This window comes from Ruegeria sp. CDSA021, from assembly GCF_059612325.1.
Map to the genome: position 1 here is coordinate 117,203 of NZ_JBXWQJ010000007.1, position 11,859 is coordinate 129,061.

At 57.3% G+C, this 11,859-nt stretch carries 18 protein-coding genes; 8 read left to right on the plus strand and 10 right to left on the minus strand.

Annotation, left to right across the window (positions count from 1 at the left end; translation table 11 throughout):
• Entirely contained in the window at positions 1-834 is an 834-nt protein-coding gene (gene kdsA / locus AC2FLD_RS11390; RefSeq protein WP_496669501.1) for a 3-deoxy-8-phosphooctulonate synthase, read from the plus strand.
• Between the two features lie 15 nt (positions 835-849).
• Complete coding sequence (locus AC2FLD_RS11395) at positions 850-2,346, plus strand: phosphomannomutase/phosphoglucomutase (RefSeq protein ID WP_496669499.1); 1,497 nt, start codon at positions 850-852, stop codon at positions 2,344-2,346.
• 45 nt (positions 2,347-2,391) lie between these two features.
• Here AC2FLD_RS11395 and AC2FLD_RS11400 read toward each other — a convergent pair whose 3' ends face one another.
• Positions 2,392-4,347 carry an AsmA family protein gene (locus AC2FLD_RS11400; RefSeq protein ID WP_496669497.1) on the minus strand — a complete coding sequence of 652 codons (1,956 nt, stop codon included), beginning with the start codon at positions 4,345-4,347 and terminating at the stop codon, positions 2,392-2,394.
• A gap of 94 nt (positions 4,348-4,441) precedes the next feature.
• Between AC2FLD_RS11400 and rimO the strand changes: the two genes are divergently transcribed.
• Complete coding sequence (gene rimO, locus AC2FLD_RS11405) at positions 4,442-5,830, plus strand: 30S ribosomal protein S12 methylthiotransferase RimO (RefSeq protein WP_050604874.1); 1,389 nt, start codon at positions 4,442-4,444, stop codon at positions 5,828-5,830.
• Positions 5,831-5,978: 148 nt separating this feature from the next.
• Entirely contained in the window at positions 5,979-6,302 is a 324-nt protein-coding gene (locus tag AC2FLD_RS11410; RefSeq protein ID WP_496669495.1) for a hypothetical protein, read from the plus strand.
• Between the two features lie 104 nt (positions 6,303-6,406).
• Here the strand turns inward: AC2FLD_RS11410 and AC2FLD_RS11415 are convergent, their stop codons facing one another.
• Positions 6,407-6,595 carry a hypothetical protein gene (locus AC2FLD_RS11415; RefSeq protein WP_050604769.1) on the minus strand — a complete coding sequence of 63 codons (189 nt, stop codon included), beginning with the start codon at positions 6,593-6,595 and terminating at the stop codon, positions 6,407-6,409.
• Between the two features lie 229 nt (positions 6,596-6,824).
• Here AC2FLD_RS11415 and AC2FLD_RS11420 point away from each other — a divergent pair, with 229 nt between their 5' ends.
• Entirely contained in the window at positions 6,825-7,067 is a 243-nt protein-coding gene (locus AC2FLD_RS11420; RefSeq protein ID WP_496669667.1) for a CDGSH iron-sulfur domain-containing protein, read from the plus strand.
• Here the strand turns inward: AC2FLD_RS11420 and AC2FLD_RS11425 are convergent, their stop codons facing one another.
• The 5 genes from AC2FLD_RS11425 to AC2FLD_RS11445 all read right to left on the minus strand — a co-directional run bounded on the left by AC2FLD_RS11425 (position 7,068) and on the right by AC2FLD_RS11445 (position 9,004).
• Positions 7,068-7,328 (minus strand): DUF6455 family protein, encoded by a 261-nt coding sequence (locus AC2FLD_RS11425; protein WP_496669492.1) that lies wholly within the window; start codon positions 7,326-7,328, stop codon positions 7,068-7,070.
• A complete protein-coding gene (locus AC2FLD_RS11430) occupies positions 7,328-7,597 on the minus strand; it encodes a DUF6455 family protein (RefSeq protein WP_050604772.1) in 270 nt (89 codons plus the stop codon). Before AC2FLD_RS11430 ends, AC2FLD_RS11425 begins: the two co-directional genes overlap by 1 nt.
• A gap of 14 nt (positions 7,598-7,611) precedes the next feature.
• On the minus strand, positions 7,612-7,863 hold the full coding sequence (locus AC2FLD_RS11435) for a DUF6455 family protein (RefSeq protein WP_496669490.1): 252 nt from the start codon (positions 7,861-7,863) through the stop codon (positions 7,612-7,614).
• A 68-nt stretch (positions 7,864-7,931) separates the two neighbouring features.
• Entirely contained in the window at positions 7,932-8,300 is a 369-nt protein-coding gene (locus AC2FLD_RS11440) for a YigZ family protein (protein ID WP_050604774.1), read from the minus strand.
• Entirely contained in the window at positions 8,297-9,004 is a 708-nt protein-coding gene (locus AC2FLD_RS11445; RefSeq protein ID WP_496669488.1) for a M48 family metallopeptidase, read from the minus strand. The genes AC2FLD_RS11440 and AC2FLD_RS11445 overlap by 4 nt, the downstream gene beginning before the upstream one ends.
• Before the next feature lie 121 nt (positions 9,005-9,125).
• On the opposite strand from AC2FLD_RS11445, the gene AC2FLD_RS11450 reads away from it, so the two are divergent.
• A complete protein-coding gene (locus AC2FLD_RS11450) occupies positions 9,126-9,374 on the plus strand; it encodes a DUF8831 family protein (protein ID WP_050604775.1) in 249 nt (82 codons plus the stop codon).
• On the opposite strand, the gene AC2FLD_RS11455 is transcribed toward AC2FLD_RS11450, so the two are convergent.
• Positions 9,362-9,637, minus strand: coding sequence for a DUF167 domain-containing protein (locus tag AC2FLD_RS11455; RefSeq protein WP_496669486.1), 276 nt, complete (start codon positions 9,635-9,637; stop codon positions 9,362-9,364). The two genes, AC2FLD_RS11450 and AC2FLD_RS11455, sit on opposite strands and share 13 nt — an antisense overlap.
• A 135-nt stretch (positions 9,638-9,772) precedes the next feature.
• On the opposite strand from AC2FLD_RS11455, the gene AC2FLD_RS11460 reads away from it, so the two are divergent.
• Positions 9,773-10,351: a nitroreductase family protein gene (locus tag AC2FLD_RS11460; protein WP_496669484.1), complete on the plus strand. Its 579-nt coding sequence runs from the start codon at positions 9,773-9,775 to the stop codon at positions 10,349-10,351.
• Positions 10,348-11,046, plus strand: a complete 699-nt coding sequence (locus AC2FLD_RS11465; protein ID WP_496669482.1) for an EI24 domain-containing protein — start codon at positions 10,348-10,350, stop codon at positions 11,044-11,046. The genes AC2FLD_RS11460 and AC2FLD_RS11465 overlap by 4 nt, the downstream gene beginning before the upstream one ends.
• A gap of 6 nt (positions 11,047-11,052) precedes the next feature.
• Here the strand turns inward: AC2FLD_RS11465 and AC2FLD_RS11470 are convergent, their stop codons facing one another.
• Both AC2FLD_RS11470 and mce read right to left on the minus strand, forming a co-directional pair.
• The gene (locus AC2FLD_RS11470) at positions 11,053-11,325 is read right to left on the minus strand and encodes a DUF1467 family protein (RefSeq protein WP_050604777.1); all 273 of its coding nucleotides are present in this window, start codon (positions 11,323-11,325) and stop codon (positions 11,053-11,055) included.
• A gap of 24 nt (positions 11,326-11,349) precedes the next feature.
• Entirely contained in the window at positions 11,350-11,754 is a 405-nt protein-coding gene (gene mce, locus AC2FLD_RS11475) for a methylmalonyl-CoA epimerase (RefSeq protein ID WP_496669480.1), read from the minus strand.
• Positions 11,755-11,859: the final 105 nt, after the last annotated feature.

Sequence of the window (11,859 nt, forward strand, 5' to 3'; positions counted from 1 at the left end):
ATGAAACATGTAAAAATCTCCGACCTTACAGTCGGCAACGACCTTCCGCTGACCATCATTGCCGGCCCTTGTCAGCTGGAAACGGCAGACCATGCGCAAATGATTGCGGGAAAAATGAAAGAAGCCTGCGATGCGGCTGGTGCGCAGTATGTGTTCAAGGCGTCTTATGACAAGGCCAACCGGACCTCGCTGTCTGGCAAGCGCGGCATGGGAATCGACGCGGGGTTGCAGGTACTGGATGATATCCGCAAGACGATGGGCATCCCTGTTCTCACTGATGTTCACACCGAGGCACAATGCGCCATCGCGGCCGAGGCTGTGGATGTACTGCAGATCCCAGCGTTTCTGTGCCGTCAGACCGACATGTTGCTGGCTGCGGGGGAAAGCGGTAAGGCCGTTAACGTCAAGAAAGGCCAGTTTCTTGCTCCTTGGGAGATGACGAATATTGTCGACAAGGTCGAAAGCACCGGAAACCAGAACATCCTGCTGACCGAACGCGGCACCTCGTTTGGGTATAACACCTTGGTGGCTGACATGCGTGGCCTGCCCCAGATGGCAAAGACCGGCTATCCTGTGGTCATGGATGCAACACATTCGGTACAGCAACCCGGTGGCAAAGGTGGCTCGTCCGGTGGACAACGTGAGTTTGCGCCTGTTATGGCCCGAGCGGCCGTTTCGCTGGGTATTGGCGCTGTTTTCATTGAAACGCATCAGGACCCTGACACCGCGCCTTCGGACGGTCCCAACATGATCCCGTTGGACCAGATGCCCCAACTCGTTAACACATTGATGCGCTTTGATGCGCTGGCCAAAGCGAATCCTATTCAGATCTAAAGATTGAGACCCGTTATGACCAAACCCCTCCCCGAGGTGACCCCAAACACCTGGAGCTTTCTGCGCGACGCGATGATCAAACCCACCGGGTTTCGCGAATATGACGCTCGCTGGAAGTACCCTGAAGAGATCAACTTGCCCGGAATGACCGCACTGGGCCTGGGGCTGGGCACCCAGATGCGCAGGCGAGGGATCGAGCCCGTGATCGCCGTTGGCAATGACTATCGCGATTACTCGCTGGCAATCAAAAACGCGCTGATCCTTGGTCTGATGCAGGCCGGTATCCGCGTGAAAGATATTGGCCCCGCGCTGAGCCCCATGGCCTATTTCGCGCAGTTTCATCTGGACGTGCCCGCCGTGGCCATGGTCACTGCCAGCCACAACCCCAACGGCTGGACCGGTGTAAAAATGGGCTTTGACCGTCCTTTGACTCATGGCCCGGACGAAATGTCGGAACTGCGTGACATCGTTTTGAACGGCGAAGGGCAGCCCCATGAGGGCGGCTCGTATGAGTTCGTTGAAGGCGTGAAGGAAGCCTATATCGACGACCTGGTGGGCGACTTCAAAATGTCCCGCCCGCTGAAAGTGGTTTGTGCCACTGGCAATGGTACTGCCTCGGCCTTTGCGCCCGAGATTTTCGAGCGGATCGGGGTCGAAGTCGTGCCCAGCCACAATCGGCTGGACTATACCTTCCCCAATTACAACCCGAACCCCGAAGCGTTGGAGATGTTGCACGACATGGCCGCCACGGTGAAATCCAGCGGCGCCGATTTGGCGCTGGGGTTTGACGGGGACGGCGACCGCTGCGGCGTTGTCGATGACGAAGGTGAAGAGATTTTCGCCGACAAGGTGGGCGTGATCATGGCCCGCGATCTGGCCAAGCTGTACCCCGGATCGACCTTTGTCGCGGATGTGAAATCCACCGGTTTGTTTGCCAGCGACCCAGAATTGCAGGCTTTGGGCGTCAAGGTGGATTACTGGAAAACTGGCCACAGCCACATGAAACGGCGGGTCAAGGAAATCGACGCGCTGGCCGGGTTCGAAAAGTCAGGCCACTATTTCTTGGCCGAGCCGGTCGGGCGCGGATATGACTGCGGTATGCGCGTGGCGGTCGAGATCTGCAAACTGATGGACCGCAACGCGGGTCAGAGCATGTCGGACCTGCGCAAGGCGCTGCCCAAGACCTGGTCGACCCCCACCATGTCACCCTATGCCGCGGATACCGAGAAATACGATATCCTCAAGCGTCTGGTCGACAAGCTGGTTGCCAAAGGTGAGGCGGGCGAGTCCCTCGCAGGCCGTTCGATCAAAGAGGTTGTCACCGTGAACGGCGCACGCGTCATTCTGGACAATGGCAGTTGGGGGCTGGTACGGGCCTCGTCCAACACCCCCAATCTGGTGGTTGTCTGTGAAAGCAGCGAAAGCGAGGCTGAGATGCGCGCGATCTTTGCCGATATCGACGCCGTCATCCGGACCGAGCCCGGCGTTGGCGACTACGACCAGACCATCTGAAGATAATGGCTTGGGGCATCTCCACGCCCCAAGCCCATCCTTTGCTCAATCGCCGCCAAACAGCTTGAGCAGACCTTTCTTTGCCTCTTCTTCAAGCTTGTTCTTCAGCGCATCTTCGATCTGATCGCTGTCGGTGATGGTCGTATCCAATTCATTCCCGACCTTCTCAAAGACCTTCTGCTTGGCGTCGTCTTCCAGCTCCTTGACCTTCACATCCGCCGCCGCCTCGATGACCTTGGTCAGGTCTGGCTTGATCGACGGGTTGCTCCACGGACCAACGATGCGTACCGGCACCGAAATGCCCTGTCCGGAATTGGCCCGAAGCGCCACGGGTGTGAAAATGTAGTCAATATCCCGTGCGCCCAGCCCAACCTTGCCCGCCCCATCAGCGCGGTAGTTCTTCAGCGACATGAGCAGATCGTTGTTTGTCAAGACACCCTGATCCATGGTGAAGCTTCCTGTCAGGCTGTTGAAAACGGTTGTTCCGCCCGATCCGGCCCCCTGCCCCATCAGGCGGTCCAGATCAAAACCTGATATTACACCTGTCCCGACATCCAGATTTCCCTTGCCGCTGAGGGAGCGCATGATCTGATCCTCAGACTGGCCAACGCCCAGAAACTCCAAACTTCCCGCAGCCGTGCCCGACAGACGTTCAACCCCGGCCAGTGTGGTCAGCGCCTGTTTCAGATCCATCCCATTAGCTTTGATGTTGCCGCCCACGGACAGACCGTTGCGATTGTTGGCAATCACCTGCCCGCTCAGCTGACCCGCAAACAACGTGGCCGGGTGCATTTCCAGCACCGCGCGTGATCGATCCAGCGACAGTGTCAGATCACTTTTGCCAAATGTCATGCCCTGAACGGCGATCGAGTTTGCCGTCAAACGGATTTTGCCGTTCGCCAGTGCCAAAGCGGATGCATCAATTGGTTCTTGCGACCACCCGTCCGCTGCCGGTGCACTTGGCGGCGACGCATCGCCCGGGGTAGGCTCTGTTTCAGAAATCCGCGAAAGGTCCAGATCACCCGCATCCAGTCGCGCCACGATCTGTGGCGGATCCGAGATAGTGATATCCGCCTCTCCCACGAATCGATTGTCATCTAGTTGCGCGGTCATATCCCGCAAGGAAATCTGGCCATCCTTGGTATAGGTCATATGCGCAGCGATATTGGCCTCAGCACCCAGCCCCGGCGGGATGTGCACACCGGTCTGACCAAGAGCGCCGAACATCTTCTCACTATTCCGCGCCACAACCTTGGTGGTTCCGTCCATTTCACCGGCCAGATTAACTCGACCGTCAAAACCAATCTCGCCCCCCGGCGCAGTCAAAGCCAGTTCCAAGGCGGTCACATCCCCATTGGAAAAGGCGGGAAGGTTCGGAATTTTCAGATCCACTTCGACGGCCCCTCCGGGCACCGCCATGGTGGCCTGCATGATCATGGGGGCTGCGACCTGGGGCCAACTTGCAGACACTGTCACACCAGAGAAATCCATCTGTGTCACACCGTTCTCTACGTAAATCAGCCGCGCGTCGGTCAACTCCAGTTGGTCCAGGGTGACCTCACCTGCTGGCTCTGCAGGCGCAACGCCCCCAGCCGTGCCAGCAACCGGTGTAGTCGCCGGTGCGCCAAGTTCCCAATTAATGCGACCCTCTGATTGCTCTAACCGCAGGACAGGGTTGTCTGCAAATACGCGTTTGATCCTCAGATCGCCGTTCCACAACGCGGCGGCGTCTACGCCTACGGCAAGGCTGTCGGCGCTCAGCATCGGCTCGGGTCCAGCCCAGCTGGCGTTTCCGAACCGCACCGGACCAGTTTCCATACCCAGCACAGGCCAGAAGGACAGGCGCACGCCACCGCTCAACGTCAGATCACGCCCGGTTTGCGCCTTTACTTGCTCTGCCAGGATCGCGCCCAGTTTGTCCCCGGGCATCAGCAGCAGCGTGCCGATGACCAGCCCGACCACCGCCACAACAACAAACAGGATGCGCATCACCCACTTCATGATCTGCTCTCCGCCTTTTGGCTTATCTTTGCCATGATCATTCAAATCACACATCACATTTGCAAGGGGAAGCGTTCCCCACTATATGCCGCGCATGACGACGAACCCGCCAAACCTCCGCCCCGACCTGGCGCCTGCCGCCCGGATCACCGAGACGCCCCATTCCAACCAGCCGACCATCGGCATGGTGTCGCTGGGTTGCCCAAAGGCGTTGGTTGACAGCGAACGCATCCTGACCCGACTTCGCGCCGAAGGATACGGCATTTCACCCGATTATGCCGGGGCTGATGCCGTCATTGTGAACACCTGCGGGTTCCTCGACAGCGCCAAGGCGGAATCGCTGGACGCGATCGGAGAGGCGCTGGTTGAAAATGGCAAGGTCATCGTCACAGGATGCCTGGGAGCGGAACCGGATTACATCCGGGAACATCATCCCCGCATCATGGCCGTCACCGGACCGCATCAATACGAGCAAGTATTGGATGCGGTGCATGTCGCGGTCCCCCCCGCGCCCGATCCGTTTGTCGATCTGCTGCCAGCCAGCAGCGTGCAGTTGACCCCGCGCCACTATAGCTATCTGAAGATCTCGGAAGGCTGTAATCATAAATGTAAGTTCTGCATCATCCCCGATATGCGTGGTAAACTAGCCAGCCGCCCGGCCCACGCCGTTCTGCGCGAGGCGGAAAAGCTGGTCGACAACGGCGTGCGTGAACTGCTGGTGATCTCGCAGGACACCTCGGCCTATGGGCTGGACCGGAAATATGATGTGAACCCGTGGAAAGACCGCGACGTGCGGAGCCATATCACCGATCTGGCACGAGAACTGGGGCAGCTAGAGGCCTGGATACGCCTACACTACGTCTACCCTTACCCGCATGTGCGCGAGTTGATCCCGCTGATGGCCGATGCCGGGTGCAATGTGCTGCCTTACCTGGATATCCCCTTCCAACACGCCCACCCGGACGTTCTGAAACGTATGGCCCGCCCGGCTGCTGCGGCCAAAACGCTGGATGAAATCCAGGCCTGGCGCGACATCTGCCCGGACATCACCCTGCGATCGACCTTTATCGTCGGCTATCCCGGCGAGACCGAAGCTGAATTCCAGACCTTGCTGGACTGGATGGACGAAGCACGGCTCGATCGCGTCGGCTGCTTTCAGTACGAAAATGTGGACGGCGCGCGGTCGAACGACCTGCCCGATCACGTCCCGGCTGAGGTCAAGCAAGAGCGCTGGGAACGTTTCATGGAAAAGGCGCAGGCGATTTCCGAGGCCAAACTGGCGGCCAAGGTCGGCCAGACCCTGCAGGTGATCGTGGATGAGGTCGATGACGAGGCCGCCACCTGCCGCACCAAGGCAGACGCGCCCGAGATTGACGGCAACCTGTTCATTGATGAAGGTTTCGAAGCCCTTAATCCCGGAGATATCGTCACGGTTGAGGTGGATGAAGCCGGAGAATACGATCTTTGGGGCAAGCTCGCTTAAGGCTATTCCGCCCACCCGTTTCACCGCAGATGGGCAAAGCGTGAAGCAAGTTTATTGGTCGAACACACAAAAAGACCCGATCTTAGACTGAAAGCCACCTACGGAGGGTTTCATGTCTCGATACGTCAAACTTGTCCTGAACGGCGTGGTGTTCCTGATCGCCGCGGTATGTCTTGCAACGCCCTCTTCCGCGCAAACTACACCGGGCGGCCCCACCGGCTGGATCGCGGTCAGCGGCAAAAATTTCAGCCTCCAGAGTACCGGCCACCTCAAGATCAAGCGATATTATCTTGCGCCAAAATCCAAGGCACATGTCGAACGCCGGCAGTTGCACCACAAAAAGCATCCCAAAACACATCGCTTTCATGCACCGAAACGGCGCGTGATCGGACATGTGCCTTATAGGCAGATCAAACGGCACAAGTTCAAATCGTTCAGGTTCAAGCACAAATACGGCTTCAAAAAATACTGAACCGCCGAACGATGTGCATTTGGTACAAACAGAAAGCCGCCTCAAAGGCGGCTGTCCATCGAACAATGTGCAGGCGGTCCGGTCATGGACCGCCTGCTAAAGGCTTATTGAGTAATCGGGTCACAGACCGTCTGGCCAGCCTCGGTTGTGGCAAGTTGATATCCGCCTGGGCAACTGGGTGTGCCGGCTTTGTCATAGCTGGGCTGTACATAAACAGGTGTCGGTTCTTCCTGCTGCGCGCAAGCAGTCAGGATCAGAGCAAATGCGCCAACGGCAGCGAGTTTCAGTTTCATGTCCGTCAATCCTCTATTACTTTTCTGATATTGCCCAGCTTTTCGGGGCCATATCCAGAATACGGGCTGAACTTCGATCTGGCAACTGAATCGGTCACGTATTCGTGACTCAGGGCGAATCCATGCCAGTTCGGGCAGGAAAGGCTGACCTTTGCAGCCTCAAAGCTACTCTTTTGGCGGCTTTGATCTAAACTGTTGTCTCGACATCAGCCAAAGACGGAGAAGCCATATGTCAGACACGCCAAACATTGCCCAGAAATCACCGATTCCGGTCGAGGTTATCGAAGGGAAAACCTATTTTTGGTGCTCATGTGGAAAATCTTCGCGGCAACCGTTTTGTGACGGATCCCACAAAGGCAGCGGGTTTGAGCCGTTGAAATACACCGCTGACACCAGCAAAAAGGTCTTTTTTTGTGGATGCAAACACAGCGCCAAGCAGCCTTTATGCGACGGCAGTCACAACAAGCTGTGATCAGGTTCTCAACCCATTCAAGGTCTCGGCATTTGCGCAGAATTCCGGGGCTTTGTCGGCCAACGTCTTCTGATCTGCCAGCCACAAGGCACACTGCCCTTCGCAGTTCGAGGCGCGACAACGCGTGACCAATTCGGCGTAACCTTCCGGTGACAGGCGGCCCTCTGCCATCGCCTCGGTCAGGGAAATACCCATGCAACGCGAGACAGAGCGTGTCAGCCAGAAATGCTGTTCAATCTCGCCCAATGCGATCCGTGCCATCACGCTTGCTCCAATTGTTGGGCCTTGAGAGCAGCGAATCGCTCTGTGTTCGGGCAGGTACTTGGTGCCTGTTCGATCTGATCACGCTGTTCCAGCCATTCCGGACAGTCATGAGCCCACGCACAACCGCGACATTGCTGCACGATCTCGGCCCATTCTTCGTGGTTCAGATGCCCCTTGCGATATGCCACCGCCAAATCGGTTCCGGTGGCCTGACCCATGCGCAGCACCAGACGCAGATGGGTCATGATATTGCCCAGTTGTGGCATGGCATACTTTCAATTCATGGCATAAGTTTATGGAGTAATTCCTGGTTCCGGCAATATTCCGGCGTCCCCTGTACGGCGTTTGTTTGACTCAGCAGCGCCTGACAATGCCCGGGGTTCGGACAATCCGTGCATCGCAAAACCGCCTCGGATATCTGGTCCACGGAAACCGAGCCGCCAATGGCAGCTTCTTCAAGATCGATGTCCAGCTTTCTGGCCATGTCGTCCACCAAACCGGCGTGGAGCCGCAGGGTCTCTCGAGTCGGCATGTCGGTTCCTTTCCTTTCGCGCTTTGTCAAAAGGGTAGCGAATCTGCATCTTCAAACATTGACACAGGTCAAGATGCGACACCGATGTGATCGAGATAAGCGCGGGTGGCGTCCTGAACCCTGCGAAACCGGTCCCCACCCAGTTTTTTGCCGCCATACCAGCGGGTGACAATGATCACGTGGTTCTGCAACCCCGCCCTTTCGATCATGCGCAGGATCACCATGCCTGCCCCACTTTCCCCGTCATCGGCCTTCAACGCGCCGGTCGGCAAATTTGCGGCCCAGGTGTTGTGGGTCGCTTTGGCATAGCTTTTGTCCGATTTCAGGTCATCCAGCACGGCATCAATCTCGGTTCGTGACGCTACGGTGGCCCCGGACACCGCATATTTCGAGCCTCGATCCGTCAGGATCACCCCCAAACGCACTAGACCGGTCATTGTGTCAGGCCCAGCTGTGCCGCCGTTTTGATCACTATCTGAACGCGCTGCGCATTTGGCGGGTGAGTTCCCAGAAACTTGTCGCCGGGGTCCGGGATCCGTTCAAAGAACTTCGCTCCAACCAGAGGATTGTATCCCGCATTGTATGTTATGATCGTTCCCAACTGGTCTGCCTCCAGCTCAAAATCCTTCAGGTAAGCTTGAACACCAACCTTGGCCCCCAGCTTTTGCGCCTGTTCTATGGCGGCCGCATCACCGCCGCGCAACTGCTCTCGTCTACCAAACTCTGCTGCGCTGGCGCTGGCGTTCTCGCTTTGCCGGGCGATATGCCCCAAAACGTGATGCGCCGCTTCATGCCCCATGACAAAGGCAAGCTCATCGGCGTTCTGAGCAGATCGGATCATCGACCGCGTGAAAATGATCACCGGCTGCCCGTTCTCATCCAGTGTTTGAAACGCGTTGGCCTGGGCGCGCGGATTCAGATCGACAAGAACCCTGAACTCACAACTCTTGCGTCCAGGTTGTTTCAGACATTGCTTGCGTGCCTCGGCTCCGATGGCCTGACTAACCTGCTGAAAGGTCTGAATCTCAGGACCAGAACCTGGCTCATCCCTAACCCAATCTTCGGATGTTTGCACCCGCAGCGTATCCTGCGCACAGGCCGCCAGCAACAGGGACAACAGTAAAATAAAGCATCTGCGCATGTCGCATCCTTTGGGCCAATCGATCCGCCATTTCAACATAGTACGCCCCATCCGGAGAGACCACATCACACCTGGCAAGGAACGGCTTGCATTGCGTCACCGTGGCTTGCACTGTGGCCCTATGTTTTCGATTGAGCATGAATTCGACTCGACGGTCATTACACTTGTGGACGAAGGCGAAAAGCCTTTGCAGGAAGACGTTGTGATCAACAATTTCGCTGAATGCGTTACCCTTGAGCAATTGGACCCGCGCACTGAACAGGTTCAGAAGATCACCCTGTCACCGGAACAGGTGCGCGATCTGGCCGCCGCGCTGGACCTGCCCGAGGGCGTTTATCAGATACGCGAAACCGGGCCTCAGGGGTCATAGACAAAGACCTTGTTCCGCGCGGTCTGCCCCTGTTTCAGAGTTAGCGTCGAGGGGGCAATACCAAGGCACTTGGCGAGCAACACCAGAACCGCCTGATTGGCCTTGCCGTTCTCGGGCGGGGCGGTCACGAACACCCTGATCTGATCTTCTTCAAAGCTCACCCGATCCCGTGCCGCCTTGGGCGTCACCTTTACGTTCAGTGTAGCCCCGGCCTGTGCCAGAGCGCTGAGGTCGGGCAAGTCGCGCAGTTTGGATTTCACCATTGTCACCCCTTTTTCTTCAAAGTCTTGCATGACAGGCGTCGGAATGAAAATGATCCACGCAATGCATCGGCACACCCTTGAAACAGGCAAGTTGCCGACCAAGATACAGAGTCGTGATGTAAAGGAAGTTAACATATGTCCCTGAAAAGCCCCGCCGCTCTGGAGTTTTTGCAGTCGCGCCGGTCCCGGCCCGCCAAGACACTGATCGCACCGGCCCCGACACGGGACGAATTGCTGCCCTTGCTCACCGCTGCCGCGCGCAGCCCCGATCACGGTAAACTTGAGCCTTGGCGCTTTATCGTTCTGGAAAAAGGTTCCATGCCACGTTTGGCGACTTTGACCGAAGCATGTGGTCACAAGCTGGGAAAAAGCCCGGAAGACATCGCCAAAGCGCGAAGCCAATTCGATTTGGGGCATCTGGCGGTTGCAGTCATCGAAGTGCAAAAACCGTCCGAAAAAATTCCTGCCATTGAACAAACCTATTCCGCAGGCGCGGTCTGCCTGGCTCTCCTGAACGCGGCGCTGGCAGCGGGCTGGGGCGCGAATTGGCTGTCGGGCTGGCAAACACATGATCGCGACTTTTGCGTCGACGCATTTGGACTTGCAGAAAACGAACGTGTGGCTGGGTTGATTCACATCGCAACCGAAGGAGCAGCCCCGCCGGAACGCCCGCGACCCGACGTGGCGGCCTTGACGGAATGGGTCACGGAATGATCATCCTGAACGCCTTTTTCAGCGCACTTGGCCAGACCGGAGACCCTAAGTTTCGCGCCGTTTTGCTGCGCGGTGTGGGATTGACGATCCTACTTTTGATTGTTGCCTGTGCGGGGGCGATCTGGCTGATCAACTGGTTGTCGGGCAGTGAGATATCTCTGCCCTTCATCGGTGCCGTACCCTGGCTGAACGACGTTCTGAACTATTCCGGGATCGTACTGGTCCTGATCCTGCCCGTTTTTCTGATGGTGCCGGTCGCATCGGCCATCACCTCGATCTTTCTGGACGAGGTTGCACAGGCGGTTGAGGACAAGCATTTTTCAGCTTTGCCGCCCGCACGGCGTATCCCGGTCTCAGAGGCGCTAATGGACGGCCTCAGCTTTCTTGGCGTTCTGATTGTCGCAAACCTGCTGGCGCTGATCCTCTATGCGATTTTCACCCCGCTTGCGCCTTTCATCTTCTGGGCGATGAACGGATTCTTGCTGGGGCGGGAATACTTCACCCTTGCAGCGATGCGTAGGATCGGGCGCGACGGGGCTCGTAAATTACGCTCCAAACATTCGACAACGATCTGGGTGGCGGGCACATTGATGGCCATTCCACTTTCAGTACCGCTGGTGAACCTGGTGATCCCAATCATCGGGGCCGCCACGTTCACCCATATCTATCACGCCCTGTCAGATCAAAACGCCTGAAAAGGTTTACCTTTGCTCCAACTGGTTCAGCCAGTCGAAGTCCCGCACCGAGATCACGCCCGAAAGAATGATCCCGGCAATGATCGCCCACAGAACCACGGAAATGCCGGTGGTGATCCACATCTTTTTTTTCATGTGATGCACTTCCGGCGCGCCCGCATGCGTGCCCGGAACGATCTCACCCAGGTCACCCTGGGTCTTGATGCGGATGGGCAGCACCACAAGCAGCGTCATGAACCAGATGACGGCAAACAATACCAGTGCGGCAGTAATGGTCATTTCAGCCCCTCCGGGGTTGGGGAATTACACCTGCTCCAGCTCGACCAGGCAGCCGTTGAAGTCTTTGGGATGCAGGAACAAAACCGGCTTTCCATGCGCCCCGATCTTGGGCTCGCCCGAGCCCAGAACGCGGGCACCGGTTTCCTTCAGATGATCCCGAGCAGCGATGATGTCCTCGACCTCGTAACACACATGATGAATGCCGCCCGAGGGGTTCTTTTCCAAGAATCCGTTGATCGGGCTGTCATCACCCAGCGGAAACAGAAGCTCGATCTTGGTATTGGGCAATTCGATGAACACAACCGTGACGCCGTGATCCGGCTCATCCTGCGGTGCGCCGACCTTGGCGCCCAGCGCATTGCGATATTGCGCTGAGGCGGCTTCAAGATCCGGCACGGCAATGGCGACGTGGTTCAGACGTCCAATCATGTCTCTCTCCTGCTGTCCTGCGTTGCATGGGTTATGGGGGCTGATCCGTCAAAGGACAAGTGCGCCAAATCGCGCGTTAACGTCGTGTTAGCCAGAAGTTCCTAG